This window comes from Bradyrhizobium sp. USDA 327, from assembly GCF_041262065.1.
In the GTDB taxonomy this organism is placed as follows: Bacteria; Pseudomonadota; Alphaproteobacteria; order Rhizobiales; family Xanthobacteraceae; genus Bradyrhizobium; species Bradyrhizobium liaoningense.
On record NZ_JBGCCW010000001.1, the window covers coordinates 4,078,188 to 4,104,578 of the forward strand.

The following is a 26,391-nucleotide window of genomic DNA, read 5'->3' on the forward strand; positions in this document are numbered from 1 at the left end:
TCCCGATGGCTCTCACCAAATCTTGTCCGCCCCCGTTCCGCCTGCCAGCCATCCCGAAACATGGGTTGTGCAACGCAGCATGCACGGAGATAAAGTCGCTCGATTTCAGGGGTGAGCTTCTTGTCTGACGTCAATGCCGACGATTGGGTGTCCGCGGGACACCGCCCGATGGGTTTTCCAGAATTCGTCATCGTGATCGCGTCGATCATGGCGCTCAATCCGCTTGCGATGGACATGATGCTGCCGGCGCTGCCCAACATCGGCACCGCCTTCGAGATTCCCGTCGCGAACCATCTCCAGCTGGTGCTGTCGACGTTCCTGATCGGCTTCGGTGCCGGCCAATTCGTCATGGGCCCCCTGTCGGACCGTTTTGGCCGCCGGCCGGTGCTGCTCGGCGGCATGGCCGTCTATGCGGTCGCGAGCGTGCTGGCGGTCGCGGCGCCCTCGTTCGAGACGCTGCTGCTGGCGCGCGCGCTGCAAGGGCTCGGCACTTCGGCGACGCGCGTGATCGCGACCTCGATCGTGCGCGACTGTTATGTCGGCCGCCGCATGGCGAGCGTGATGTCGCTCGCCATGATGGTGTTCATCGCGGTGCCCGTGATCGCCCCCTCGTTCGGACAGGCGGTACTGCTGGTGACGGCTTGGCGCGGCATCTTCGTGGTGCTGATGCTCTACGGGCTACTCGCGCTCGCATGGTGCGTGCTGCGGCTGCCTGAAACCCTTCCCGAATCCGAGCGCCGGTCGCTGGCCCCCGCCGACGTGCTCTCCGCGTTTCGGCAGACCCTGACCAATCGCCAGACCATCGGCTATGCCACGGCCGCCGGCAGCGTCTTCGGCGCACTGTTCGCCTATGTCTTCTGCGCCCAGCAGGTCTTCACCGGCATCTATCATCTCGGCCACTACTTCCCGCTCGCTTTCGCGGCGATCGCCGCCGGCACCGCCATTGCCGGCTTCCTCAATGCGAGGCTGGTCGGACGGCTCGGCATGCGCGTGATCTCGCACGGAGCGCTGACGCTCTACACCGTCGTGGCCGGCGTGATGCTGCTGACGGAAAGTCTCGGCGTGCTGCCGCTCGCCTTGTTCATGGTGCTCTCCGCCCTGATGATGTTCTCGTTCGGCATGATGGTCGCCAACTTCACTGCGCTCGCGATGGAGCCGCAGGGACATATCGCCGGCACCGCCTCTTCGCTTTACGGCTCGATCACGACGCTGATCGGGATCGTGGTCGGCACGGCGATCGGGCAGAGCTTCGACGGCACGCTGCTGCCCTTCTCGATCGGCTTCTTCCTGTCGACCCTCGCCGCGCTCGCGATCGTGCTGGTGGTGGAGAAGGGGCGGCTGTTCAAGCCGCATCATCGCCCCATCTAGGAACAACGCGGCGGCCTCGATGTTGTCCTGCAGCAATTCGAAAGGGCGCTGCAATGGAACCGGAACACCGCGAAGACCACGCCGAGGTAGAACGGCAGAATACGGAACGTTCCGAACCGCGCGCTGAGCAGGCCACCTTTACCACGCCGCTTGCGAGCGAGGGGCTCGAAGGGGTGCGCGACAGCCACTGCTGAGCACGACGCCTACTCGGTCATCGCCGACTGGCCGAAATCATCCGCATCGCTGACGCGAAGCTGACAGACGAAAACGGCGCCGCTGATGACAGCGGCGCTGCGTTCGTTGGCACGAAAGGGTGCGAGACGCACCCTTTGCGTACTCGGTCTTGTCCTACTCCGACTTGTCCATATTCCAGAACACCGGCGTCGCCGGACCGTCGATCACGCCGCTGATCGACTTCCGCCATGCGCTCGGACCCTGGTACTGGCCGAGCGGCACGTAGAGCACCTGATCGTAGACTTCCTTCTGGATCTCGACCGCGATCTTCTTCTGATCCTCCGCCGAGGTCGCGCGAACGAAGGCATCCTTGAGCTGCTCGACCTTGGCGTCCTCCGCCCAGCCGAACCAGCCCCCCTTCTTGCCCTGCCCGCCGACGGCGACGTTGGAGATCGGGTTGACCACGTCGGCGCTGACCCAGTTCGTGATGAACATGTTCCAGCCGCCCTCCTTCGGGGACTTCTGGCTGGCGCGCCGGCTCACCACCGTCTGCCAGTCGGTGGCCTGCAGGTCGACCTTGAAGCCGGCTTCCCGCAGTTGCTGGGCCACCACGATCGGCTGAGCCTTCAGCGTCAACACGTCGCCCGGCGCCATGAGCACGACGGGTGTCCCGTCGTAGCCGGACTCGGCGAGCGCCTTCTTGGCCGCAGCAATGTCACCGCCCTTTGCGAGGGTCTCACCGCCAATGTCGGTCGCGAAAGGCGTGTCGCAGATGAAGATCGCGGCGCAGGTCTTGTAGTACTTGGGATCGCCGATCAGCGCATCGAGCACGTCCTTCTGCTTGACCGCCAGGAGTGCTGCACGGCGAACCTTGACGTTGTCGAATGGCGGATGGAGGAAGTTCATCCGCGCACCCGTCTGGAATCCGAACTTGTTCAGGATCTCGGTCTTGAGCCCCTTGTCGGCATCGATGGTGGGCAACATTTCAGTGGCGGGATTTTCCATGAAATCGATGTCGCCCGACTGCAGCGCGTTCAACGCGGTCTGGGCGTCCGGCATGGTGATCCACTCGACGCGGTCCACCTTCACCACCTTGCCGCCGGCAGTCCAGCTCGCCGGCTCCTTGCGCGGCACGTAGTCGGTGTTCTTGACGTAGATCGATTTCACGCCGGGCTGGAATTCCGACGCCACGAACTTGAAGGGTCCGGAGCCGATCTGCTCGGGGATCGGCTTGTCGGACGGCGTCTCGGCGAGACGCTTCGGCATCATGAAAGCAACGCGCGAGGACGGCTTGCCGATGGAATCGAGCACCAGGCCGTAGGGCTCCTTCAGCTTCAGCGTGATGGTCTTGGCGTCGGTCGCCTCGATACTCGCGGTGAAGTCCATGAGCTTCTGGCCCATGCCGTCGACCGCGGCCCAGCGCTTCAGCGAAGCGACGCAGTCTTCCGCCGTCACCGGCGCACCGTCATGCCACTTCAGGCCGTCGCGCAGCGTGAAGGTATAGGTCAGCTTGTCGTCGGAAATTTTCCAGTCCGCCATCTGCGGCTGGATCTTGAAGTTCGAATCCGTCGCGATCAGCGTGTCGAAGATCATGTAGCCATGATCACGCGAGATGTAGGCGCTGGTGTAGATCGGATCGAGGACGCGCAGATCCGAGTGCATCACGGCGGTAATGGTCTTGCCCGCGGCAAGAACTGGCGAGGCCAGCGCTGTCGAAAGCGACACGACCGACAGCGCAAGTTTGGAGGCGAACGCGTAACGCCCCCTCGTGAGTTGGAACATCGAGGCTCTCCTGGAATCTTTCCTGGCGGGCGGCGCCGCTGACATCAGCGGCGCCGCGTGGCGATCCGGACGAAGGTTGCGTCGAGAACGCCTCGCCTACTCCGACTTGCTGACGTTCCAGAACAGCGGCGTCGCCGGACCGTCGAGCAGGCCGGTCAGCGATTTGCGCCAGCCGCTCGGCAGCAGATACTGCCCCAGCGGGATGTAAATCACCTGATCGTACGCCTCCTTCTGGATCTCGGCGGCGATCTTCTTCTGCTCGTCGAGCGAGGATGCGCGGACGAACGCGTCCTTGAGCTGCTCGATCTTGGCGTCTTCCGCCCAGCCGAACCAGCCCTTCTTGCCCAGGCCGCTGATCGAGAGATTGGCGATCGGGTTCGCAACGTCGGCCGCGACCCAGTTGGTGAAGAACATGTTCCAGCCGCCCTCCTTCGGCGGCTTCTGGCTGGCGCGGCGGCTCACCACCGTCTGCCAGTCAGTCGCTTGCAGGTCGACCTTGAAGCCGGCTTCGCGCAGCAGCTGGGCCGCAACGATCGGCTGCGCCTTCAATGTCGTGACGTCCCCGGGCGCCATGATCACGATCGGCGTGCCGTCATAGCCGGACTCGGCGAGCGCCTTCTTGGCTTCCGCCATGCCATTGCCCTTGATCAAGGTTTCGGCGCCGACGTCAGTCTCGAGCGGCGTACCGCACACGAAGAACGCGCCGCAGATCTTCTGATATTTCGGGTTGCCGACGAGTGCATCGAGAACGTCCTTCTGGTTCATCGCCAGAAGGGCGGCTCGCCGCACCTTCACGTTGTCGAACGGCGGATGCAGGAAGTTCATCCGGCCGAGCGTCTGGAAGCCGAACTTGTTGGAGACCTCGAGCGTGAGCTCCTTGTTCGCTTCGAGCACCGGCAGCATGTCGTAGGGCAGGTTCTCCATGAAGTCGATGTCGCCCGACTGCAGCGCGTTCACCGCGGTCTGCGAGTCCGGCATGGTGATCCACTCGACGCGGTCCACCTTCACCACCTTGCCGCCGGAGGTCCAGCTCGCCGGCTCCTTGCGCGGCACGTAGTCGGTGTTCTTGACGTAGACCGCCTTCACGCCGGGCTGGAATTCCGAGGCCACGAACTTGAAGGGACCCGAGCCGATCTGCTCGGGGATCTGCTTGTCCGGCGGCGTCTCGGCGAGGCGCTTCGGCATCATGAAGGCAACGCGCGAGGACGGCTTGCCGATGGAATCGAGCACCAGGCCGTAGGGCTCCTTCAGCTTCAGCGTGATGGTCTTGGCGTCGGTCGCCTCGATGCTCGCCGTGAAGTCCATGAGCTTCTGGCCCATGCCGTCGACCGCGGCCCAGCGCTTCAGCGAAGCGACGCAGTCCTCCGCCGTCACCGGCGCACCGTCATGCCACTTCAGGCCGTCGCGCAGCGTGAAGGTATAGGTGAGCTTGTCGTCGGAGATCTTCCAGTCCGCCATCTGCGGCTGGATCTTGAAGCTCGAATCCGGGGCCACCAGCGTGTCGTAAACCATGTAGCCATGGTCACGCGTGATGTAGGCCGTGGTGAAGATCGGGTCGATGATGCGCAGATCCGAATGCATCACCGCCGTGATGGTCTTGCCGGCCGCAAGCACTGGCGAGGCCAGCGCGGTTGAAAGCGCGACGACCGACAGCGCAAGTTTGGAGGCGAACGCGCGACGCCCCCGGCGCATGAAGTGGAACATAGAAAGTTCTCCTGACGTGAAACTGTTCAAAGGCAGGTCATTGGTTGAGCATGCGGTTCATTCGTTGGGCGAACTAACCTCATGCAATGCCTTTATCTTTTTGAGACTTGCAGACAGTGCCGAGCGCGTCAATCCGGTTTCGTCGCAGGCCCTCACGGCGCGCGCACGGGCTCCACAAAGATCGGTTTGGCTCTACAACACCTTCCGCTTGTCCTGCCCCGCGCCGATGCAATGCGCGTTCCATCTTTCGAAGCTTGAGAGACATTAAGATGAATCCTGCCAATCTTCCCTTTGATTCCGAGGCGATGCTCGAGGGCCTGCGCGGCTGGGTCGAATGCGAGAGTCCGACTTGGGATGCAGCCGCCGTGGACCGCATGCTCGATATCGCGGCGCGGGATATGGCGATCATGGGTGCGACGATCGAGCGCATCGCCGGCCGCCAGGGCTTTGGTGGCGTCATCCGCGCGCGCTTTCCTCATCCCAAGCAGGGCGAGCCGGGCATCCTGATCGCCGGACACATGGATACCGTTCATCCGGTCGGCACCATCGAGAAGCTGAAATGGCGGCGCGAGGGCAACAAGTGCTACGGCCCCGGCATCTACGATATGAAGGGCGGCAATTACCTCTCGCTGGAAGCGATCCGGCAACTGGCGCGCGCGTCGTTCACCACACCGCTGCCGATCACCGTGCTGTTCACGCCGGATGAGGAAGTCGGCACGCCTTCGACGCGGGACATCATCGAGGCGGAAGCTGCGCGCAATAAATACGTGCTGGTGCCGGAGCCCGGCCGCGCCGACAACGGCGTCACGACCGGACGCTACGCCATCGCGCGCTTCAATCTCGAAGCGACGGGACGGCCGAGCCACGCCGGCGCCACGTTGTCGGCCGGACGCTCGGCGATCCGCGAGATGGCGCGGCAGATCCTCGCGATCGACGCGATGACGACGGAGGACTGCACCTTCTCGGTCGGCGTCGTCCACGGCGGACAATGGGTCAATTGCGTTGCGACGACCGCAACGGGTGAAGCGCTCTCCATGGCCAAGCGTCAGGCCGATCTCGACCGCGGTGTCGAGCGGATGCTGGCGCTGTCGGGCACCAGCAACGACGTCACGTTCAAGGTCACGCGCGGCGTGACGCGTCCGGTTTGGGAGCCGGATGCCGGTACCATGGCGCTCTATGAGAAGGCGCACGGCATCGCCAAATCGCTCGGCGCGGAATTACCGCACGCTAGCTCCGGCGGCGGCTCCGACGGCAACTTCACCGGCGCGATGGGAATCCCCACGCTCGATGGCCTCGGTGTGCGCGGCGGCAATGGCCACACGCTGGAGGAGTTCATCGAAGTGGATAGCCTGGTCGAGCGCGGCCGGCTGATGGCGGGATTGCTGGCGACGTTGGAATAGTGAATTCGTCATTCCGGGGCGATGCGACAGCATCGAACCCGGAATCTCGAGGTCCCGGGTTCGATGCTTCGCATCGCCCCGGGACGACGAGGCGGGCTTTGCACTGCACAATACGTCGGCAGTCGCGGTCGAAATTTAGCCTTGTCTAAAAATGAGGCGTATCGTACTGCTCGGCCGTCCACGCGATGATGCGGGAGAGATCGCGGCGAAGGCTTTCAGCTTTCGTTGCGGCGCCGACGGAGCAACCGCCCCGGAAACTCTCAGGCAAAAGGACCGTTTCGTCAGGACGATCTGGAGAGAGGCGACGCGATTTCAGGCAGTCGTGACGTCCACCGAAGGGGATAGTCCGTCGCAAGACCTCGATAGAGGTGGCGCGCCGGATCAAGCTCTCAGGTAACCGTGACAGATGGGGCGCCGCCAACGGCCTTTCGGCCGGCGGTCAGCCGACTCTAACTCACGGGAGCCCCGAACCTAGCCATGACCCATATTGCCATCATCGGCGCCGGCATCACCGGCGTCACGACCGCCTATGCCCTGCTCGAACGCGGCTACAAGGTGACCGTGCTCGACAAGCACCGCTACGCCGCGATGGAGACGTCCTTCGCCAACGGCGGGCAGCTCTCCGCATCGAACGCCGAAGTGTGGAACAGCACCGCGACGATCCTGAAGGGCTTGCGCTGGATGTTCCGGCGCGACGCGCCGCTGCTGATGAACCCGCGGCCGAACTGGCACAAATATTCGTGGATGAGCGAGTTCGTCGCCAACATCGGCAACTACCGCGCCAACACCATCGAGACCACGCGGCTCGCGATCGAAGCGCGCAGGTATCTGTTCGACATCGCGGCACGCGAAGGGATCAACTTCGATCTCGAACGCCGCGGCATCCTCCACATCTATCGTGACAAGGCCGGATTCGAATCCGGTCTGCGCGTCAACACGCTGCTGCAGGAAGGCGGCCTCGACCGCCGCCCGGTGACGTCGGAGGAAATCCGCGCGATCGAGCCGACACTGCGCAAGGACTATTATGGCGGCTTCTACACGCCGTCGGATGCGACCGGCGATATCCACAAGTTCACCCGCGGGCTGGCGGAAGCCTGCAAGCGGCGTGGCGCGACCTTCATCCACGAGGCCAATATCGATTCGATCGCACGTGCCGGCAGCGGCTTCGTCATCGGCTGGGCCGATCTGGCCGCGAGCGATGCCGTCGCGGCCGCGCGCGGCGCACTGAACGCGGACGGCGTCGTGGTCTGCGCGGGCGTTGCCAGCCGTCACTTCGCCGCCCTGCTCGACGACCGCGTCAACGTCTATCCGGTCAAGGGATACTCGATCACCGTGCAGCTCGACAGCGCCGAAAGCCGCAACGCCACCCCGACGGTGAGCCTGCTCGACGAGGCCGCCAAGATCGTCACCAGCCGGCTCGGCGCCGATCGTTTTCGCGTCGCCGGCACCGCCGAATTCAACGACTTCAACCGCGACATCCGCGCCGACCGCGTGCAACCGCTGATCGAATGGGTACGCAACAACTTCCCCGCCGTCGAAACGTCGCGCGTCGTGCCGTGGGCCGGGCTGCGCCCGATGATGCCGAACATGATGCCGGTCGTGCGCGCAGGGCGGATACCAGGCGTGTTCTTCAACACCGGCCACGGCCATCTCGGCTGGACTCTGTCGGCGGCGACGGCGCAGATGATCGCCCAGACCATCGACGGCTGGCGCGGCCTCAACGCTCCACCGACGACACCTTCACTTGGGGTTGAGCATGAACTGCGACATGCATCCTGAGTGGTCGATATTGGGGACATGCCGGCCTCTTGCTACGGCGCAGCCCTTGGCACACAATTTGCCCTAAGAGGACGGCGTCTCCGGGCGGCCTTTCCAGCCCAAGTGTTAGGCATGATAGACACGACAGAGTTCACGGGAGCCTTGATGTTCCACACGTTCCGTAGCCGGAGATAAGTGCATGCTGGGTTATCTTATTCGACGCGTTCTGGCCGCGGTGCCCGTGATGGGCGTCGTCGCGCTGTTCGTGTTCCTGCTTCTGCGGCTGACGCCGGGCGATCCCGCCGCGATTCTCGCCGGCGACAACGCGACGCCGGAACGGCTCGAGCGCATCCGCACCTCGCTCGGCCTGAACGAGCCCCTGATCGTGCAGTTCATCACCTGGGTGAACAAGCTGCTGCACGGCGACCTCGGAACCTCGCTGATCTCCAACCTGCCGGTGATGAAGATGATCGGCCAGCGCGTCGAGCCGTCGATCTCGATCGCGCTGTCGACCATCATCCTCGCAGTCATCGTCGCGGTTCCCTTGGGGGTGGTCGCGGCCTGGAAGCACGGCACCTGGATCGACCGCTTCGTGATGGGCCTGTCCGTGCTCGGCTTCTCGGTGCCGGTGTTCGTGGTCGGCTATCTCCTGATCCAGATCTTCGCCATCGACCTGCGCTGGGTGCCGGTGCAGGGCTTCCGCAGCATCTCGAACGGCTTCGGGCCGTTCTTCGAGCGTATCATCCTGCCGACCTGCGCACTCTCCTTCATCTACATCGCCCTGATCGCGCGCATGACGCGCGCGGCGATGCTCGACGTGCTCGGCGAGGACTATGTCCGTACCGCGCGCGCCAAAGGCATCAACGAGGTCGCGGTGATGATGCGCCATGCACTGCGCAACGCCGCGGTCCCCGTGATCACCGTGATCGGCACCGGCTTCGCGCTCTTGATCTCCGGCGTCGTCGTCACCGAGAGCGTGTTCAACATCCCCGGCATCGGCCGCCTCACCGTTGATGCGGTGCTGGCGCGCGACTATCCGGTGATCCAGGCGATGATCCTGCTGACGTCGCTGATCTATGTCGTCGTCAATCTTCTCATCGACGTCGCCTACACCCTGCTCGATCCCCGGATCCGGTACTGAGGCAAGGATAAGGATACAAATGTCGGTCGATACCCTTCCCCAGTCGTCCATTCCAATCACGTCGCCGCTGCGGCCGCGATTCGGATTCCTCACCTCGACGCCCATCATTGCGACTGCGACGGTCCTGCTCACGCTGGTCGTGGTGGTCTCGATCCTCGCGCCGCTGATCGCGCCGCATGATCCGATCCAGCTCGCGCCGTCGCAGCGGCTCAAGCCCTCCTCCACACAATTCCTGCTTGGCACCGACGCCTACGGCCGCGACCTGTTGTCGCGCGTGATCTATGGCGGCCGCATCTCGCTTCTGATCGGCATCGGCTCGGCGATCCTGTCGATCGCCATCGGACTCGCGATCGGCCTCGTCTCCGGCTTCTTCAAGCTGGTCGATTCCGTCCTGATGCGCGTCATGGACGGCCTGATGGCGATGCCGAGCATCCTGCTCGCGATCGCCGTGGTGTCGCTGTCCGGCGCCAGCCTCTGGACCGTGCTGATCGCGATCACGATTCCGGAGATCCCGCGCGTGGCGCGACTGGTTCGCTCGGTCGTGTTGTCGGCGCGCGAGGAACCCTACGTCGAGGCCGCGATCTCGGTTGGCTCCAGCCTGCCGAAGATCATGTGGCGCCACCTGATGCCGAACACGATCGCGCCGCTGATCGTCCAGGGCACCTATGTCTGCGCGAGCGCCATCCTCACCGAGGCCATCCTCTCCTTCCTCGGCGCCGGCATCTCGCCGGAGACGCCGACCTGGGGCAACATCATGGCCGAGGGCCGCCAGTATTTCCAGATCAAGCCGTCGCTGATCTTCTGGCCGGGCCTCTTGCTCTCGATCGCCATCCTCAGCATCAACCTGATCGGCGACGCCGCCCGCGACGCACTCGATCCGCGCATGAAGCAGCGGGAGGGGAAGTGAAATCTTTTACTCCGTCGTTCCGGGGCGGTGCGAAGCACCGAACCCGGAACGACGTTGGAGACATTGCATGACCAACACCATCCTCGACATCAACAACCTCGTCGTTTCCATCGGCAAGAAGCCGAAGGGCGTGAACATCATCGACGGCATCTCGATCCAGGTGCGCGAGCGCGAGACGCTGTGCCTCGTCGGCGAAAGTGGCTCGGGCAAGTCGGTGACGTCGCTCACCACGATGGGCCTCTTGCCGAAGGGCACGCTGGTTCCCACCGGCGGCAGCATCAAGCTGGTCGGCGAGGAGCTGCTCACCGCGACCGACCGCCGCCTGCGCCAGCTGCGCGCGACCAAGATGGCCATGATCTTCCAGGAGCCGATGACCGCGCTGAATCCGGTGGTGCCGGTCGGCCGCCAGATCGACGAAGTGCTGCGCGCGCATACCGATCTCGACGGGAAAGCGCGGAAGAAGCGTATCCTCGACATGATGGAGCAGGTCCACCTGCCCCAGGTCGAGCGCATCTTCGCCTCCTATCCGCACCGCCTCTCCGGAGGCCAGCGCCAGCGCATCATGATCGCGATGGCGCTGGTGCTGGAGCCGAAGCTCCTCATTGCCGACGAGCCGACCACCGCGCTCGACGTCACCACGCAGAAGCAGATCCTGACGCTGATCCGCGAGCTGCAGCGCGATCACGGCACCGCCGTGCTGTTCATCACGCACGACATGGGGGTGGTCGCCGAGATCGCCGACCGCGTCGCGGTGATGCGGCAGGGCCGCCTGGTCGAGACCGGCCCGCTCGACACCGTGCTGCGCAATCCGACCATGGAATACACCCGCAACCTGCTCGCCTCGGTACCGAGCCTGGTGCCGCGAGCGCCGCGCGAGGACAGCCGCGAGCCCGTGGTGCTGGAAGCCAACGAGCTCAGCAAGGTCTATAAAGAGCGCGCCTTCTTCGGCAAAGGCCGCGAAGTCGTCGCCGCCGACAAGGTCACGCTGACGCTGCGCAAGGGCCGTACCCTCGGCATCGTCGGCGAAAGCGGCTCGGGCAAGTCGACGGTGGCACGCTGCATCGTCCGCCTGATCGATCCGACCTCCGGTGGCGTGCGACTCGCCGGTCGCGAGATCGCCGACATCTCGCGCCGTCTGCTCCAGCCGCACCGGCAGAAGATCCAGATCGTGTTCCAGGATCCCTACCGCTCGCTGAACCCGCGCGTGACCGTTGGCGACAGCATCGCGGAAGGCCCGATCAACTACGGCGTCTCCCAGGCCGATGCGATGAAGCGGGCGCGCGAGCTGCTTGAGCTCGTCGGCCTGCCGGCAGATGCGGTGTCGCGCTATCCGCACCAGTTCTCCGGCGGCCAGCGCCAGCGCATCGCCATCGCCCGTGCGCTCGCGCTCGATCCGGACGTGCTGGTCGCGGACGAGGCGGTCTCCGCGCTCGACGTCTCCGTGCAGGCACAGGTGCTGGAACTGCTCGACGAGATCCAGAAGCGGCTCGGCATCGCCATCCTGTTCATCACCCACGATTTGCGCGTCGCTGCGCAAATCTGCGACGAGGTCGTGGTGATGCAGCATGGCCGCGTCGTCGAACAGGGCCCCGCAGCCGAAGTGCTGACGCATCCGAAGGAGGCCTACACCAAGGCGCTGCTGGACGCCGCTCCCGGCCGCGACTGGGACTTTGCGAACTTCCGGCCGGTGGCCGAGGGCCTGGCGGCGAGCGCGTAAGATCTCTCCTCCGTCGTTCCGGGCATCGCGAAGCGACGAGCCCGGAATCCATCGGACGGCAGACACTGCAGCAAGATGGATTCCGGGTTCGCGCCCAAGTGGGCGCGCCCCGGAATGACAGCGCAGCAGCATTCCCAAAACGTCTTGACCCTATGCATGGCGCGATTGCTTCCCAGCTTGCTCTTGCGGCAAGGCCGGGGCTAACGTCGCGCACTTTCAATCGGGACTGAACTGAATGACACGTATCGCCATCGGCGGCTTCCTGCACGAGACCAACACCTTCGCTCCGACCAAGGCGACATTTGCGGACTTCCAGCATGGCGGCGGCTGGCCTGCGATGACGGAAGGCTCGGACGTGCTGAAGGTGATGCGGCGCATCAATGTCGGCCTCGCCGGCTTCGTCGACAGCGCTGAAGACAGCGGCTGGGAACTCATTCCGACGATTGCCTGCGGAGCGAGCCCCTCCGCCCATGTCACCAAGGACGCCTTCGAACGCATCGTGAAGGTGATGGTCGACGGCATCGCAGCCGCCGGGCCGATCGATGCGGTCTATCTCGACCTGCACGGCGCCATGGTGACCGAGCATCTCGATGACGGCGAGGGCGAGATCCTGGCGCGCGTGCGCCGCGTCATCGGCAAGGATGTTCCGCTCGTCACCAGCCTCGACCTCCATGCCAACGTCACGCCCGAGATGATCGAGCATGCCGACGCGCTGATCGCCTACCGCACCTATCCGCATGTCGACATGGCCGAGACCGGCCGCGCCTGCGCAAGACATCTGGCGCTGCTGCTGCAGACGAAGCAGCGCTTCGCAAAGGCGTTCCGGCAATTGCCGTTCCTGATCCCGATCAGCTGGCAATGCACCAACGACCAGCCGACCAGAGGCATCTACGAAAAGCTCGCCGCGCTGGAGGGCGATGCGGTTCCGACACTCTCTTTCGCGCCCGGCTTCCCGGCCGCGGATTTCCGCGATTGCGGGCCGAGTGTATTCGCCTATGGCAGGACGCAAGCGGACGCCGACCGCGCAGCCGATGCGATCATGAAGCTGATCGAAAGCCACGAGGACGATTTCGACGGCAAGATCTGGTCGCCTGACGATGGCGTGCGCCATGCCATGGAACTTTCGAGGAATGCGAGCAAGCCGATCATCATCGCGGACACCCAGGACAATCCCGGCGCCGGCGGCGATTCCGACACGACAGGCATGCTGCGCGCGCTGGTGCGCAACAAGGCAAGCGCCGCCACCGGCGCGATCTACGATCCGGACTCGGCCAGGGCCGCGCACGCGGCCGGCGTCGGCGCCAGCGTGACGCTCTCGCTCGGCGGCAAGTCCGGCATTCCCGGCGATGAGCCCTATCGCGAGACCTTCGTGGTCGAACAGCTCTCCGACGGCCGCTTCATCGCGCCCGGCCCCTATTACGGCGGCCGCGAGATGGAGATGGGTCCCTCCGCGGCCTTGCGCATCGGCGACGTCCGCGTGGTCGTTTCTTCGCACAAGGCGCAGCTCGCCGACCAGGCGATGTACCGCTATGTCGGCATCGAGCCGACCGAACAGAAGATCCTGGTCAACAAGAGCTCGGTGCATTTCCGCGCCGATTTCGAGCCGATCGCGGAGAAGCTGATGATCTGCGCCGCCCCCGGCGCAATGCCGGCCGACACGGCTTCCCTGCCCTGGACGCGGCTGCGGCCGGGCATCCGCATCAAGCCGAACGGCCCTGTTTTCGATCCTCCCTCACGCTAACTGGACAGGACACATGCCCACGATCGACCGCATCGACGGCTACGCCGACGAACTCACCGCTATCAGGCGCGACCTCCACGCCCATCCCGAGATCGGCTTCGAGGAAGTGCGCACGTCCGGCATCGTCGCCGACAAGCTGAAGAGCTGGGGCATCGAGGTGCATCGCGGCCTCGGCGGCACCGGCGTGATCGGCGTCATCAAGGGCAAGGGTTCGAGCGGCAAGCGCATCGGCCTGCGCGCCGACATGGACGCGCTGCCGATGGAGGAGAACACCAATCTGAAGTGGAGCTCGAAAATCCCCGGCCGCTTCCACGGCTGCGGCCATGACGGCCACACCACCATGCTGCTCGGCACCGCGCGCTATCTCGCCGAGACCCGGAATTTCGACGGCACCGTGCATTTGATCTTCCAGCCGGCCGAGGAAGGCCTCGGCGGCGCCCGCGCCATGATCAAGGACGGCCTGTTCGAGAAGTTTCCCTGCGACGAGCTCTACGGCCTGCACAACGCGCCCGACCTCAACCACGGCGAGATCGCGATCCTGCCCGGCCCCGCGATGGCCAGCGCCGACTTCTTCGACCTCCGCATCACCGGCTACGGCGCGCATGGCGCGATGCCCGAACGCTCCAAGGACGCGGTGATCATCGCGACCACGCTGGCGCAGGCGATCCAGACCATCGTCAGCCGCAACGTCGAGCCGCTGCAGGCCGCCGTGATCTCGATCACCCAGATTCACGCCGGTTCCGCCTACAACGTCATTCCCGGCGACGCGCATCTTTGCGGCACCATCCGCACCTTCTCGAAAGAAGTCCGCACCCTGATCGCCGAACGCATCCGCACGATCTGCGCCGGCATCGCGAGCGCCTATAGTTGCGTGATCGACGTCGACATCCGCGACACCTTCGACGTGCTGGTCAACCAGGTCGAGCAGTCCAAGGTGGTCGAGGAGGTCGCGCGCACCATCGTCGACCCCGCCAACGTGATCACCCGCACCCAGCCGAAGATGGGCAGCGAGGATTTTGCCGACATGCTGCAGACCGTCCCCGGCGCCTATTTCTGGGTTGGCCATGACGGCTCGGTGCCCGTGCACAATCCCGGCTTCGTGCTCGACGACAAGATCCTGCCGATCGGCGCCAGCATGTTCGCCCGCATCATCGAGACGCGCATGCCGGTGGGAGCCCATGCATAAGAAGAGCGTCGAAGAGGCGGTCACCTCGCTGCACGATCTGTCCGCGGTTGATCTGATCGCGGGTTATCGTGCAAAGCAGTTCTCGCCGAGCGAGGTGCTGGAGGACCTGCTCGCGCACGTCGCTGCGTGGGAGCCGCACCTCAAGGCACTCTATGCGTTCGATCCCGACGGCGCGCGCGAGGCCGCAAAGGCCTCGACCGCGCGCTGGACCGGCGGCGAGCCGTCCGGCGCGCTCGACGGCGTGCCTGTCACGGTGAAGGACAACATCGCAACCAAGGGCGTGCCGGTGCCGCTGGGCGCGGCCAGCGTCAAGCTCGTGCCGGCCGAGAAGGATGCCCCGCCGGCCGCGCGGCTGCGCGAGGCCGGCGCGATCATCTTCGCCAAGACCACCATGCCCGATTACGGCATGCTGTCCTCCGGGCTTTCCAGCTTCCATGCGCTGGCACGCAATCCCTGGGACCTCTCCAAGAATCCAGGCGGCTCCAGCGCAGGCGCCGGCGCTGCCGCAGCGGCCGGCTATGGTCCCTTGCATCTCGGCACCGATATCGGCGGCTCGGTGCGGCTGCCCGCCGGCTGGTGCGGCCTCGTCGGCCTGAAACCGAGCTTCGGCCGCGTGCCGATCGATCCCACCTATGTCGGCCGCGTTGCCGGACCGATGACGCGCACGGTCGACGACTGCGCCCTGATGATGAGCGTGATCGCAAAACCCGACCGGCGCGACGGCATGAGCCTGCCGGCCGAACCGCTCAACTGGAAGGGGCTGGAGAAGTCGCCGCGAAAACTGCGTATCGGCCTGATGCTCGATCCCGGCTGCGGCCTGCCGCTGGAGAAACCGGTGCGCGAGGTCGCGGTGAAGGCGGCGAAGGCGTTCGAATCCGCAGGCGCCGTCGTGACCGAGGTCGACGGCATCCTCACCCGCGAGATGCTCGACGGCCTCGACAATTTCTGGCGCGCGCGGATGTGGGACGATCTGTCGAAGCTGACGCCGGCCGAGCAGGCAAAGGTGCTGCCCTACATCTTCAAATGGGGCGAATCCGGCGCCAGGCTCTCTGGCGTCGACGTGATCCGCGGCTTCAACCAGACCATGGCGATCCGCGCGGCGGCGTCAAAGCTGTTCTGCGAGCTCGACTATGTGATCTCGCCGACTGCGCCGAACGTGAACTATCCGGCGGAATGGGCCTCGCCGACCAACGATCCCATGAAGCCGTTCGAGCACATCGCCTATACCGTGCCGTGGAATATGTCGGAGAACCCCGCGATCTCCGTCAATGGCGGCTTCGACGCCAAGGGGTTTCCGATCGGCGTGCAGATCGTCGGCCGACGCTTCGACGACATCGGCGTGCTCGGCATGGCCAAGGCGTTCGAGGGCCTGCGTGGCCCGCAGCGGCTCTGGCCCGAGCCGCCGGCCAATTAATCCCACTGTCGTCATTCCGGGTTGCGCCCTCTTGGCGCAAGCCCGGATGACCTGGGACAGGCAACCTGCGGAGCCTCTTGCTTACCCTCCCCTGGAGGGGGAGGGTCGGCTCACGTGGAGCGCAGCGACATGTGAGACGGGGTGGGGTGACGGTCTCTCCGCGTCCGACAGTGCCCGAGAGGAGAGATCACCCCACCCCGCTCGCGCTACGCGCGATCGACCCTCCCCCTCCAGGGGAGGGTAAGAAAAACTCAAGCCCTCTGCCGCTCACGCAACGAAAAGAAACAAGGAAGGAAACCGCCATGGCGTATGAGACGATCAAATACGAGGTCGCCGAGCAGATCCTCACCATCACGCTGAACCGGCCCGACAAGCTCAATGCCTTCAACGCGCAGATGCAAGCAGAGCTGATCAACGCGTTCGACGCCGCCGACAAGGACGACAACGTCCGCGCCATTATCGTCACCGGCGCCGGCCGCGGTTTTTGCGCGGGCGCGGATCTTTCGTCCGGCGCCGACACGTTCGACCGCGACGCACGGCGCGGGCCTGTAAGGCGTTTGGCCGACGGCAAGGTCGACTACAGCGATCCCCAGGTGCGCGACGGCGGCGGCCAGGTCACCTTGCGCATCTTCAAGTGCCTGAAGCCCGTCATCGCCGCGGTGAACGGTCCCGCGGTCGGCATCGGCGTCACCATGCAGCTCGCGATGGATATCCGCATTGCCTCGGAGGCCGCACGTTTCGGCTTCGTGTTCTCCCAGCGCGGCATCGTGCCGGAGGCCGCCTCGAGCTGGTTCCTGCCGCGCATCGTCGGCATCTCGCAGGCGCTGGAATGGTGCTATTCGGGCCGCGTCTTCCCGGCGCAGGAGGCGCTTGCCGGGCGTCTCGTCAGCAAGGTCGTCGCGCCGGATGATCTCCTGCCAACCGCCCGCGCGCTCGCCAAGGAATTTGCCGCGAAGACCGCGCCGGTCTCGGTCGCGCTGATCCGCCAGATGATGTGGCGCATGATGGGCGCCGACGATCCGATGGAGGCCCACAAGGTCGACAGCCGCGGCATCTACGCCCGCGGCCGCTCCGACGACGTCAAGGAGGGCGTGGTGTCGTTCCTGGAAAAGCGTCCCGCGCAGTTCAAGGACAAGGTGTCGACCGACATGCCGGATTACTTCCCGTGGTGGACGGAGCGGGAGTATAAGTGACGCTCTCGTAGGGTGGGCAAAGGCGCTCTTGCGCCGTGCCCACCATCTATCAGCAACCGACACCGGAATGGTGAGCACGCTTCGCTTTGCCCACCCGGCACCGTCACTCCATCACCAGCGCCACGCGCCCGATCGCCTTGCGCTCGATCAACAGCCGCATCGCCTTCGCGTAGTCCTCCAGCGGCAGTCGATGCGAGACGTTGGGACGCAGCTTGCCCTCCTCCGCCCATTGCAGCAGCGCCTTGAGGCGCGCTTCGCCGAGTGCGGGATTTTTCCGCACGGCTTCGCCGGCGCGCACGCCCAGCACGCTGGCGCCCTTGATCAGCAGGAGATTGGTCCTGGCCGAGCCGATGCCGCCGGTGAAGCCGATCACCAGCAGCCGGGCACCCCAAGCGATGCAGCGCATGGAATCTTCAAAGACCTGGCCGCCGACCGGATCGAACACGACGTCCACGCCGCGGCCGTCGGTGATATGCTTGACCGCGTCGCGAAACGGCTCACGGTCATAGCGCACGAGATGATCGGCGCCGCGCGATTGCGCAATGGCGAGCTTGTCGTCGCTCGAGGCCGTCGCGATCACGATCGCGCCCAGCATCTTGCCGATCTCGACGGCCGCAAGGCCGACGCCGCCGCCCGCGCCGTGGACCAGCAGCACCTCCCCCGGCGCGACCTGACCGCGATCGATCAAGGCATGATAGGCCGTGCCGTGGCCGGCGAGGTAGGTCGCAGCCTCCGCATAGTCGAAGGTGGACGGCATCGGCGTGAGCTGCGAGGGCGAGACCACGGCTTCGTCCGTGAATGCACCATGGCGCATCTTGACGATGACCTTGTCGCCGACCGAAACGCCCCTTGCCTCCGGTCCTACCTCGGTGACATCGCCGGCAGCTTCCATCCCGGGCGTGAACGGCAGCTCAGGCTTGAGCTGATATTCGCCGGCCGCCATCAGCACGTCAGGGAAATTCAGTCCGGCGGCGCGGATCGCAACGCGCACCTCGCCCGGCTTCAGGGCGCGCGAGGCAAACTCCTCCAGCCGCAACGTCTCGGGCGCACCGAGCGCGCGGCATACAACAGCGCGTACCATCAGGCCGCGCTCGCCCTGCTGCGCAGCAGTGCCTCGCGGATCAACGGCAGGCGGTCGTTGCCGAAGTACATGTCGGTCTTGTTCACGAACATCGTCGGCGAGCCGAAGCCGCCGCGGGCGACGACCTCTTCGGTATTGGCCTTGAGCTGATCCTTGATCCCCTGCTCCGAAATGCCGGCGAAGAATTTCTGCTCGTCGATCCCGATTTTCCTGCAGATTTCGGCGAGCACCGCATCCTGCGAAATATCCTTGTCCTCGCCCCAATAGGCCTCGAACAGGGCCGTCGCAAACGGCACAATGTCTTTGCCGAGCCAGATGCAGCCGCGCATGGCCTTGACGCTGTTCACGGGGAACACGGTCGGCGGCATCTTGATCGCAAGCCCCGCCGAGCGCGCCCAGTCCTGAAGATCCTTCGTCATGTAGCGCGCCTTCAGCGGCACCGGCTTTTCGCGCTGGGCGTAGACGCTCGGGTTGACCGTGTTGAAGATGCCGCCGACCAGGATCGGCCGCCAGACGATCTCGGCGCCTAGCTCCTTCGCCAGCGGCTGGATGTTGTGGAAGGCGAGATAGGTCCAGGGGCTGGAACAGTCGAAGAAGAATTCGATCATGGCGTTTCCTTTGCTGACGGACCTCATCCTGAGGAGGCCGCGGAGCGGCCGTCTCGAAGGATGGCCACCCGCGATAGTCGGGCCTTCATGGTTCGAGACGCGCCTGCGGCGCTCCTCACCATGAGGAACGGGCACTACGTCTTTCCTAACACTTCCTTCGCACGCTGGCCGAACATGATCTTGCGTGATTCCTCGTCGAACGGCTCTTTCACGAACTTGCCGATCGCGAGCCCGGCCTGTACCTGCGGTCTCGCACGAACCTCGGCATACCAGCGTTTCACGTTTGGATAGTCGTCGAGCGTAAAGCCTTGCGCCTTGTGAGTCATGGTCCAGGGGAAGCAGGCGATGTCGGCGATGGAATAGTCACCAGCGACATAGGCCCCAGTCTTGCCGAGCTGGCGATCGAGCACGCCGTAGAGCCGCGTCGCCTCGTCGCGATAGCGTTCGATCGCGTAAGGGATCTTCTCAGCGGCATAGAGCGCAAAATGTCCATGCTGGCCGAGCATCGGTCCGAGCCCGGCCATCTGCCACATCACCCATTGGATGGTGGTCGAGCGCCCGCGCAAGTCCGTCGGCAAGAACCGGCCGGTCTTTTCCGCGAGATAGATCAGGATCGCGCCGGTCTCGAAGGCCGAGAACGGAGGCCCGCCGTCGGCAGGATCGTGATCGACGATGGCCGGGATACGGTTATTCGGGGAGATCGCGAGAAAGTCGGGGTTGAACTGCTCGCCGGCGCGGATGTTCACGGGCTTCACGCTGTAGGGAAGCCCGAGTTCCTCCAGCATGATCGAGATTTTCCAGCCGTTCGGCGTCGGCGCGTAATAGAGATCGATCACGACCTTTCCCTTGGCCTTTCCTTTGGGCCTTCCCTGTCGTCGCCGTCGGAATAGAGAGCGACTTTTGTTGTTCTGTACCTTGACGTTAAGTCATGGCAGGAAGAGGCGCAACACAACCTACCGGGAGGGCCGCCATGCTGTTTCCAACCACGATCGCCGGCTCCTTGCCGAAGCCGGAATGGCTGGCCGAGCCCAATATGCTCTGGGCGCCCTGGAAGGCGCAAGGCGACGAGCTTCTCCGGGCCAAGCGCGATGCAACGCTGATCTGGCTGAAGATCCAGGAGGACGCCGGCATCGACATCGTCACCGAGGGCGAGCAGGCCCGTCAGCATTTCGTCCACGGCTTCCTGGAGAAGATCGAGGGCATCGACTTCGCCCACAAGGTCGAGATGGGCATCCGCAAGGACCGCTACAAGGCAATGGTGCCGCAGGTGGTCGCCCCGCTCCGGCTCAAGGGACGCGTCCATGCCTTCGAGGCGCGCGTGGCGCGCACACATACCAGGAAGAAGCTGAAGTTCACCCTGCCCGGCCCGATGACCATCATCGACACCATTGCCGATCGCTACTATGGCGACCGCGTGAAGATGGCCTTTGCCTTCGCCGAGTTGCTCAACGAGGAGGCCAAGGCATTGCAGGCCGACGGCGTCGATCTCGTGCAGTTCGACGAGCCAGCCTTCAACGTCTACATGGACGAGGTCAACGACTGGGGCATCAAGGCGCTGGAGCGCGCGGCGCAGGGCCTCACTTGCACCACCGCGGTCCACATCTGCTACGGCTACGGCATCAAGGCCAACACCGACTGGAAGGAGACGCTCGGCGCGCAATGGCGCCAGTACGAGCAGATCTTTCCGGCGATCGACGCGAGCCCGATCCAGCAGGTTGCGATCGAGTGCCGCAATTCCAAGGTGCCGCTCGACCTCCTGGCACTGCTCAAGACCAAGATCGTGCAGGCCGGCGTGATCGACGTCGCCAGCGACACCGTGGAGACCGCCGAGGACGTCGTCCAGGTGATCGATGCGGTGTCGAAATTCGTGCCCAAGAGCAACATCATCGCCACCACCAATTGCGGCATGGCGCCGATGCGGCGGGAGATCGCCGAAGCCAAGCTGATGGCGCTCGGCGCCGGCGCCGCGCTGGCGCGCGAGCGGCTCGGGTGAGACACCTAATGGCGCGGCAGCGACGTTCCGGCTCCGGGCGCGGGCTCGAGCGTTCTGACGGCGCCTTGCTGGTGATCGCTCTTGCAAGCATGGTCGTCGAGCGACTTCAGCCCGAGCAGATATTGGCCATGCTCGTGCATGTTGCTCGTCATGTATCTGTCAATGCGGGTCAGAAAGTTCAGCATTTGACTCTCCTCGATGTTGCACGAGAAGGTAAGCTGCCGGGTATAGCCGATCGATGGGACCGTCAGGACGATGTTATAAAGGCGATATAGCCGTCGCTGGAACGACTTGCCCGCAAGAGCAATAAGATGTCGCCGCGCCTCGACAGTTCGCAATATGAGGAATACGGGCGGCGCGGCACGATCGGAATTCATGGTACACGTCTAGCCGAGTGCCGTCGGATGCAGCCTGGGCTGATAACCCGCGCTCAGCGCACGCACCGTCGAGGGCGGCGTCAAGAGCTTGGCGTTGTCGAGCCGCCCCTGAGCGCCGGCATAGCCCGCCGGCGACCACCGCAGCACCCTGCCCCGTGTCACTAGAAAACTGGCTTCCCGCTGCAGCACCATCGCCCCATCCGGAAGCTGCTCGATCGGCATCACGAGCTCATGAAGTCGCTTCCTGCCGTGATCTAGCCGCTCGCGATGCAGGACCTCATCGATATCGTGCATGCGGACATCGTGGAGGCGATTGCCTTTCTCCCATGCGGCGCGAAACCGTTTGGCGTCGTCGCGGCGGCAGAAGAAGCAGGGACGATGGCCGGCGGCGAGCGCGGTGGCCTCATCGAGGAAGAACAGCTCGGTCCAGCTTCGGTTCGCCATCACCTCGCGGCGGCGGCCGCGGAACTCGCACACGCAGGTCAACCAGGCCGACGTCGACCAGCGCTTTCTCAGCAGCGTCTTGGTAGCGGGGTCATGGATGATGCCGCGGTTGCCGGTAAACAGGCCGCGATGCGGCGTGGCGATGATGTCGCCGGTGGGCGTGACGCGGTTTTGCAGCGGCATGGGTGCCGACCTACTACACTGATGTCATTCCGGGGCGATGCGAAGCGTCGATTCCGGAATCTCGAGATTCCGGGTTCTGTCCTGCGGACCGCCCCGGAATGACCTTTCGATCACGCCGCGCCGTCGCGCAGCGGCGGGTGGTAGGACAGCGCCGTATCCCAGGGGAAGAAGATCCAGGTGTCCTGCGAGACTTCCGTGATGAAGGTGTCGACAAGGGGGCGGCCCTTCGGCTTGGCGTAGACGGTGGCGAAATGCGCATCAGGCAGCATCTCACGCACCAGCTTGCCGGTCTTGCCGGTGTCGACGAGGTCGTCGACGATCAGCAGCCCCTTGCCGGTGCCGCCGCCGAGATTCATCGCCGCTTCGGAAATCCCCTTGAGCACCTGGAGCTCGCCCTGCTTGTCATGGTCGTAGCTCGCGATGCAGACCGTATCGATGACGCGCACGCCGAGTTCACGCGCGACGATCGCGGCCGGCACCAGGCCGCCACGGGTGATCGCGATCACCGCGTGGAACGGACCAACCTCGTTGAGCCGCCAGGTCAGCGCCCGGCAATCCCGGTGGAACTGGTCCCACGAGACCGGAAAGGCCTTGCCCGCCCGCTCCTGCGCACTCAGCTCCGGTGCTTCACCAGCCATCATCGTCTCCTGCGTCGTCTGCCGGCATCCACGTGCCACGGCATGATCCGGAAAAGTGTGCAGCGGTTTTCCGACAAGATCATGCTCAAATAACCGCTATAGCGCCCGGCGCGCCGGGGCTTTAGCGGTTGATGTTCAATCCCGCCAGCATTTCCTTCACCGCAGCCATCGCCGCCGCCAGCTTCTCCGGATCGCGCGAGCGCACCACCAGATTGGTGTTCGGCTTCTGCTCCTCGTCCATGAAGGGGTAGCTGCCGATGATGGTGTCGGGATGAGCGGTGGCGATCGCCCGCAGCGGGCTGCCGATGTCGCCTTCGCGCGCATTGGCGCGGACCGATTCGGAGAGCATGCGCACGCCCGATTTCAGCTTGGGCGAGACGATATCCATCATCGCCTGCATGATCGACGGCACGCCGGCCATGACGATGACGTTGCCGATCTTGAAGCCGGGAGCGAGGATGGTCGCGCTCTGGATCAGCTCGGCACCGTCGGGGATGCGGGCCATGCGCAGGCGGGCCTCGTTGAGGTCCTGCTCGCTCCAGCGCTCGCGGAAGCGGGCGACGACCTCCGGGTGATGGTCGATACCGACGCCGAACGCCTTGGCCACGGCATCGGCGGTGATGTCGTCATGCGTCGGTCCGATGCCACCCGTGGTGAAGACGTAGGTGTAGCGATGCCGCAGTGCGTCCAGGGCGGCGATGATGTCGGCCTCGTCGTCCGAGACGATCCGGACCTCCTTCAGGTCGATGCCGATATTGGTCAGGTATTCGGCGATGAAGCCGATATTCTTGTCCTTGGTCCGGCCGGACAGGATTTCGTCCCCAATGACCAGGATGCCCGCCGTGACGATGTCGCTCATGCCTCAAGTCCCTCACCTGTGACGCCAACTTTGCCGAGGTAACGCGTTGAAGTCACGCGGTTTTGCTTCTGAAATAAGCAGTCCTCAGCCATTTTTTCAGGCAAGCCGCCGGCCGTCCCCGGCAAATGCCCCTCCTCCATGCTTATCGCGCTGGCCCGGCCCTTGCTACCTCCTAGGGAAGTCATGCACTCTCACGGCATGGCCACAGGACGTTGCGGTCTTCAGCAAGGCCGAAACGACCTGATCAATGGCGCAACGCCTGGGGGAGAACAGTCGGATTCTATGGCAGTCGCGTTTGACGAAATGAATATTCCCGGCGGAGACCTTCGCCCCGCCTATCAGGAGCTGGCGCGCTGGCTCAAGGAAACGCCGCCCGAAGCCCTCGAATATCGGCGCCAGGAGGCCGAGCTCCTGTTCCGCCGGATCGGCATTACCTTCGCGGTCTACGGCGATTCCGAGTCGACCGAGCGCCTGATTCCGTTCGACGTGATCCCGCGGATCATGTCCGGCAAGGAATGGGCGCGACTGGAGAAGGGCCTGAAGCAGCGCGTGCGCGCGCTCAACATGTTCCTGCGCGACATCTACCACGGCCGCGACATCCTCCGCGCCGAGATCGTGCCCGACGACCTGATCTTCCAGAACCCGGTGTTCCGCCCCGAGATGAACGGCCAGCAGGTGCCGCACGACGTCTACGTGCACATCGCCGGCATCGACATCGTCCGGGTCGACGCCGAGGACTTCATCGTGCTTGAGGACAACGCCCGTACCCCCTCGGGCGTGTCCTACATGCTGGAGAACCGCGAGATCATGATGCGGCTGTTTCCGGATCTGTTCGCCCGCCACAGGGTGGCGCCGGTCGAGCGCTATCCGGACGAGCTGCTCGCAGCCCTGCGCTCGGTCGCGCCGCTGAGCGCATCCAGCGAGCCGACCGTCGCCCTGCTCACGCCCGGCGTCTACAACTCGGCCTATTACGAGCACTCGTTCCTCGCCGACAAGCTCGGCATCGAGCTGGTCGAAGGCCGTGACCTCATCGTCAAGAACAACGAAGTGTTCATGCGGACGACGGAAGGGCTGAAACGGGTCGACGTGATCTACCGCCGTGTCGACGACGATTTCCTCGATCCCCTCACCTTCCGTCCCGACTCCGTGCTCGGCGTGCCCGGGCTGATGTCGGCCTACGCGGCCGGCAACATCACGCTCGCCAACGCCGTTGGGACCGGCATCGCCGACGACAAGGCGATCTACTCCTACATGCCTGATATCGTGAAGTTCTATCTCGGCGAGGAGCCGATCCTGAAGAACGTGCCGACCTGGCGCTGCCGCGAGCCGAAGGACCTCGCCTATGTGCTGGACAATCTGAGCGAGCTCGTCGTCAAGGAAGTGCACGGCTCCGGCGGCTACGGCATGCTGATCGGCCCCGCTGCGACCAAGGCGACGATCGAAGCTTTCCGGGACAAGCTCAAGCGCGAGCCGGAAGGTTTCATCGCGCAGCCGACGCTGGCGCTCTCGACCTGCCCGACCTGCACCGCATCCGGCCTCGCCCCGCGCCATGTCGACTTGCGGCCCTTCGTGCTGACGGGCAGCAAGAGCACCACCATCGTGCCGGGCGGGCTCACACGGGTCGCGCTCAAGGAAGGCTCCCTGGTGGTGAATTCGAGCCAGGGCGGCGGCACCAAAGACACCTGGATCCTGGACGAGTAGAGAGATGCTGTCGCGTACCGCCGAAAACCTCTACTGGCTCGCCCGCTACGTCGAACGGGCCGAATATCTCGCGCGCACCATCGATGCGACGCTGCGCGTCACCGCGCTTCCCGCCGCCTATATCGGCAAGACCAATGAATGGGATTCGGCGCTGCTCACCGCCGGGGTCGCCGCCAGCTTCTATCAGACCTACGAGGAGGCCAACGAGCACAACGTCGTCGAGTATCTCTCGTTCTCGCCGAACAATCCATCTTCGATCAGGAACTGCATCGAGGCGGCGCGACTGAACTCGCGCTCGGTGCGCACCGCGCTCACCAGCGAGATGTGGGACACCATCAACTCGGCCTGGATCGAGCTCCAGGCGGTGTGGAGCAAGGGCGCTTCGACGCGCGAGGATCTCGCCAAATTCCTCCGCTTCGTGCAGGAGACCTCGCTGCGCTTCGACGGCTCGGCCTACCGAACCATGCTGCGCAACGACGCGTACTGGTTCTCGCGCATGGGCGTGCATCTGGAGCGCGCCGACAACACCGCGCGCATTCTCGACGTGAAATATCATGTGCTGTTGCCCGAGGAGGAGCATGTCGGCGGCCCGCTCGACTTCTATCAATGGAGCTCGATCCTGCGCTCGGTCTCGGCGCTGACGGCCTATCACTGGGTCTATCGCGAGACGCTGAAGCCCTGGCTGATCGCGGATCTGCTCATCCTCAACGACACGCTGCCGCGCTCGCTCGCCAGCTGCTACGGCAACCTCGTGCGCAACCTCGACCAGATCGGCGTCGCCTATGGCCGCCAGGGCCCCGCCCAGCGCCACGCCCGCGGCATCCGCAACCGGCTGGAACACAGCAATATGAACGACATTTTCCAGCATGGCGTGCATGAATTCATTCAGGAATTCATCACGGACAATTCCAGGCTGGGCGAAATCATCACGAAGCAGTATTTGATCTAGCCGAGACTGAAACCTTCACCTTTCGTCGTTCCGGGGCGATGCGAAGCATCGAACCCGGAATCTCGAGATTCCG

General features: G+C 64.6%; 22 protein-coding genes and 2 riboswitches. Of the genes, 13 read left to right on the top strand and 9 right to left on the bottom strand.

The window, feature by feature from the left end:
* Positions 1-120 precede the first annotated feature (120 nt).
* Positions 121-1,368 (top strand): multidrug effflux MFS transporter, encoded by a 1,248-nt coding sequence (locus ABIA42_RS19085; protein WP_370122357.1) that lies wholly within the window; start codon positions 121-123, stop codon positions 1,366-1,368.
* 348 nt (positions 1,369-1,716) lie between these two features.
* Here ABIA42_RS19085 and ABIA42_RS19090 read toward each other — a convergent pair whose 3' ends face one another.
* Entirely contained in the window at positions 1,717-3,324 is a 1,608-nt protein-coding gene (locus ABIA42_RS19090; protein ID WP_370122354.1) for an ABC transporter substrate-binding protein, read from the bottom strand.
* 96 nt (positions 3,325-3,420) lie between these two features.
* Positions 3,421-5,028: an ABC transporter substrate-binding protein gene (locus tag ABIA42_RS19095; protein WP_271532745.1), complete on the bottom strand. Its 1,608-nt coding sequence runs from the start codon at positions 5,026-5,028 to the stop codon at positions 3,421-3,423.
* A gap of 269 nt (positions 5,029-5,297) precedes the next feature.
* Here ABIA42_RS19095 and ABIA42_RS19100 point away from each other — a divergent pair, with 269 nt between their 5' ends.
* The 9 genes from ABIA42_RS19100 to ABIA42_RS19140 all read left to right on the top strand — a co-directional run bounded on the left by ABIA42_RS19100 (position 5,298) and on the right by ABIA42_RS19140 (position 17,485).
* On the top strand, positions 5,298-6,428 hold the full coding sequence (locus ABIA42_RS19100; RefSeq protein WP_271532747.1) for a M20/M25/M40 family metallo-hydrolase: 1,131 nt from the start codon (positions 5,298-5,300) through the stop codon (positions 6,426-6,428).
* A 181-nt stretch (positions 6,429-6,609) separates the two neighbouring features.
* Positions 6,610-6,714, top strand: a riboswitch (glycine riboswitch).
* Positions 6,715-6,717: 3 nt separating this feature from the next.
* Positions 6,718-6,836, top strand: a riboswitch (glycine riboswitch).
* A 69-nt stretch (positions 6,837-6,905) separates the two neighbouring features.
* Positions 6,906-8,207: a D-amino acid dehydrogenase gene (locus ABIA42_RS19105; protein WP_370122349.1), complete on the top strand. Its 1,302-nt coding sequence runs from the start codon at positions 6,906-6,908 to the stop codon at positions 8,205-8,207.
* 178 nt (positions 8,208-8,385) lie between these two features.
* Complete coding sequence (locus ABIA42_RS19110; RefSeq protein ID WP_271532767.1) at positions 8,386-9,327, top strand: ABC transporter permease; 942 nt, start codon at positions 8,386-8,388, stop codon at positions 9,325-9,327.
* A 19-nt stretch (positions 9,328-9,346) separates the two neighbouring features.
* A complete protein-coding gene (locus tag ABIA42_RS19115; RefSeq protein ID WP_271532769.1) occupies positions 9,347-10,234 on the top strand; it encodes an ABC transporter permease in 888 nt (295 codons plus the stop codon).
* 67 nt (positions 10,235-10,301) lie between these two features.
* Positions 10,302-11,951 carry an ABC transporter ATP-binding protein gene (locus tag ABIA42_RS19120; RefSeq protein ID WP_271532771.1) on the top strand — a complete coding sequence of 550 codons (1,650 nt, stop codon included), beginning with the start codon at positions 10,302-10,304 and terminating at the stop codon, positions 11,949-11,951.
* Between the two features lie 235 nt (positions 11,952-12,186).
* On the top strand, positions 12,187-13,692 hold the full coding sequence (locus ABIA42_RS19125; RefSeq protein WP_370122344.1) for a M81 family metallopeptidase: 1,506 nt from the start codon (positions 12,187-12,189) through the stop codon (positions 13,690-13,692).
* A 13-nt stretch (positions 13,693-13,705) separates the two neighbouring features.
* On the top strand, positions 13,706-14,878 hold the full coding sequence (locus ABIA42_RS19130) for a M20 aminoacylase family protein (protein ID WP_197967681.1): 1,173 nt from the start codon (positions 13,706-13,708) through the stop codon (positions 14,876-14,878).
* On the top strand, positions 14,871-16,292 hold the full coding sequence (locus ABIA42_RS19135) for an amidase (RefSeq protein WP_271532775.1): 1,422 nt from the start codon (positions 14,871-14,873) through the stop codon (positions 16,290-16,292). The genes ABIA42_RS19130 and ABIA42_RS19135 overlap by 8 nt, the downstream gene beginning before the upstream one ends.
* A gap of 302 nt (positions 16,293-16,594) precedes the next feature.
* Positions 16,595-17,485: a crotonase/enoyl-CoA hydratase family protein gene (locus ABIA42_RS19140; RefSeq protein WP_271532777.1), complete on the top strand. Its 891-nt coding sequence runs from the start codon at positions 16,595-16,597 to the stop codon at positions 17,483-17,485.
* Positions 17,486-17,588: 103 nt separating this feature from the next.
* Here ABIA42_RS19140 and ABIA42_RS19145 read toward each other — a convergent pair whose 3' ends face one another.
* From ABIA42_RS19145 to ABIA42_RS19155, 3 genes are all read right to left on the bottom strand, one after another.
* On the bottom strand, positions 17,589-18,566 hold the full coding sequence (locus tag ABIA42_RS19145; protein WP_370122339.1) for an NADPH:quinone oxidoreductase family protein: 978 nt from the start codon (positions 18,564-18,566) through the stop codon (positions 17,589-17,591).
* On the bottom strand, positions 18,566-19,174 hold the full coding sequence (locus tag ABIA42_RS19150; protein ID WP_370122336.1) for a 2-hydroxychromene-2-carboxylate isomerase: 609 nt from the start codon (positions 19,172-19,174) through the stop codon (positions 18,566-18,568). The genes ABIA42_RS19145 and ABIA42_RS19150 overlap by 1 nt, the downstream gene beginning before the upstream one ends.
* A gap of 134 nt (positions 19,175-19,308) precedes the next feature.
* On the bottom strand, positions 19,309-20,010 hold the full coding sequence (locus ABIA42_RS19155; RefSeq protein ID WP_370122333.1) for a glutathione S-transferase N-terminal domain-containing protein: 702 nt from the start codon (positions 20,008-20,010) through the stop codon (positions 19,309-19,311).
* A 134-nt stretch (positions 20,011-20,144) separates the two neighbouring features.
* On the opposite strand from ABIA42_RS19155, the gene ABIA42_RS19160 reads away from it, so the two are divergent.
* Positions 20,145-21,167: a methionine synthase gene (locus ABIA42_RS19160; RefSeq protein WP_271532786.1), complete on the top strand. Its 1,023-nt coding sequence runs from the start codon at positions 20,145-20,147 to the stop codon at positions 21,165-21,167.
* A gap of 5 nt (positions 21,168-21,172) precedes the next feature.
* Here the strand turns inward: ABIA42_RS19160 and ABIA42_RS19165 are convergent, their stop codons facing one another.
* The 4 genes from ABIA42_RS19165 to ABIA42_RS19180 form a co-directional block, all read right to left on the bottom strand.
* Entirely contained in the window at positions 21,173-21,544 is a 372-nt protein-coding gene (locus ABIA42_RS19165; RefSeq protein WP_370122328.1) for a hypothetical protein, read from the bottom strand.
* Between the two features lie 9 nt (positions 21,545-21,553).
* Entirely contained in the window at positions 21,554-22,171 is a 618-nt protein-coding gene (locus ABIA42_RS19170) for a hypothetical protein (protein ID WP_370122325.1), read from the bottom strand.
* Positions 22,172-22,281: 110 nt separating this feature from the next.
* Positions 22,282-22,809, bottom strand: a complete 528-nt coding sequence (gene gpt / locus ABIA42_RS19175; protein WP_271532793.1) for a xanthine phosphoribosyltransferase — start codon at positions 22,807-22,809, stop codon at positions 22,282-22,284.
* A 121-nt stretch (positions 22,810-22,930) separates the two neighbouring features.
* Positions 22,931-23,668 carry a molybdopterin-binding protein gene (locus ABIA42_RS19180; RefSeq protein WP_271532795.1) on the bottom strand — a complete coding sequence of 246 codons (738 nt, stop codon included), beginning with the start codon at positions 23,666-23,668 and terminating at the stop codon, positions 22,931-22,933.
* 282 nt (positions 23,669-23,950) lie between these two features.
* On the opposite strand from ABIA42_RS19180, the gene ABIA42_RS19185 reads away from it, so the two are divergent.
* Positions 23,951-25,369: a circularly permuted type 2 ATP-grasp protein gene (locus ABIA42_RS19185; RefSeq protein WP_028177331.1), complete on the top strand. Its 1,419-nt coding sequence runs from the start codon at positions 23,951-23,953 to the stop codon at positions 25,367-25,369.
* 4 nt (positions 25,370-25,373) lie between these two features.
* A complete protein-coding gene (locus tag ABIA42_RS19190; RefSeq protein WP_028177332.1) occupies positions 25,374-26,318 on the top strand; it encodes an alpha-E domain-containing protein in 945 nt (314 codons plus the stop codon).
* The last annotated feature ends 73 nt before the right edge of the window (positions 26,319-26,391 follow it).

Excerpts from the sequence above, each read along its gene's own strand:
- ABIA42_RS19130 (WP_197967681.1), top strand. The coding sequence starts at position 13,706 with ATGCCCACGATCGACCGCATCGACGGCTACGCCGACGAACTCACCGCT.
- ABIA42_RS19090 (WP_370122354.1), bottom strand. The coding sequence starts at position 3,324 with ATGTTCCAACTCACGAGGGGGCGTTACGCGTTCGCCTCCAAACTTGCG.
- ABIA42_RS19125 (WP_370122344.1), top strand. The coding sequence starts at position 12,187 with ATGACACGTATCGCCATCGGCGGCTTCCTGCACGAGACCAACACCTTC.
- ABIA42_RS19140 (WP_271532777.1), top strand. The coding sequence starts at position 16,595 with ATGGCGTATGAGACGATCAAATACGAGGTCGCCGAGCAGATCCTCACC.
- ABIA42_RS19135 (WP_271532775.1), top strand. The coding sequence starts at position 14,871 with ATGCATAAGAAGAGCGTCGAAGAGGCGGTCACCTCGCTGCACGATCTG.
- ABIA42_RS19120 (WP_271532771.1), top strand. The coding sequence starts at position 10,302 with ATGACCAACACCATCCTCGACATCAACAACCTCGTCGTTTCCATCGGC.
- ABIA42_RS19190 (WP_028177332.1), top strand. The coding sequence starts at position 25,374 with ATGCTGTCGCGTACCGCCGAAAACCTCTACTGGCTCGCCCGCTACGTC.
- ABIA42_RS19100 (WP_271532747.1), top strand. The coding sequence starts at position 5,298 with ATGAATCCTGCCAATCTTCCCTTTGATTCCGAGGCGATGCTCGAGGGC.
- ABIA42_RS19110 (WP_271532767.1), top strand. The coding sequence starts at position 8,386 with ATGCTGGGTTATCTTATTCGACGCGTTCTGGCCGCGGTGCCCGTGATG.
- ABIA42_RS19115 (WP_271532769.1), top strand. The coding sequence starts at position 9,347 with ATGTCGGTCGATACCCTTCCCCAGTCGTCCATTCCAATCACGTCGCCG.
- ABIA42_RS19185 (WP_028177331.1), top strand. The coding sequence starts at position 23,951 with ATGGCAGTCGCGTTTGACGAAATGAATATTCCCGGCGGAGACCTTCGC.
- ABIA42_RS19180 (WP_271532795.1), bottom strand. The coding sequence starts at position 23,668 with ATGAGCGACATCGTCACGGCGGGCATCCTGGTCATTGGGGACGAAATC.
- ABIA42_RS19150 (WP_370122336.1), bottom strand. The coding sequence starts at position 19,174 with ATGATCGAATTCTTCTTCGACTGTTCCAGCCCCTGGACCTATCTCGCC.
- gpt (WP_271532793.1), bottom strand. The coding sequence starts at position 22,809 with ATGGCTGGTGAAGCACCGGAGCTGAGTGCGCAGGAGCGGGCGGGCAAG.
- ABIA42_RS19105 (WP_370122349.1), top strand. The coding sequence starts at position 6,906 with ATGACCCATATTGCCATCATCGGCGCCGGCATCACCGGCGTCACGACC.
- ABIA42_RS19160 (WP_271532786.1), top strand. The coding sequence starts at position 20,145 with ATGCTGTTTCCAACCACGATCGCCGGCTCCTTGCCGAAGCCGGAATGG.
- ABIA42_RS19095 (WP_271532745.1), bottom strand. The coding sequence starts at position 5,028 with ATGTTCCACTTCATGCGCCGGGGGCGTCGCGCGTTCGCCTCCAAACTT.
- ABIA42_RS19165 (WP_370122328.1), bottom strand. The coding sequence starts at position 21,544 with ATGAATTCCGATCGTGCCGCGCCGCCCGTATTCCTCATATTGCGAACT.
- ABIA42_RS19170 (WP_370122325.1), bottom strand. The coding sequence starts at position 22,171 with ATGCCGCTGCAAAACCGCGTCACGCCCACCGGCGACATCATCGCCACG.
- ABIA42_RS19145 (WP_370122339.1), bottom strand. The coding sequence starts at position 18,566 with ATGGTACGCGCTGTTGTATGCCGCGCGCTCGGTGCGCCCGAGACGTTG.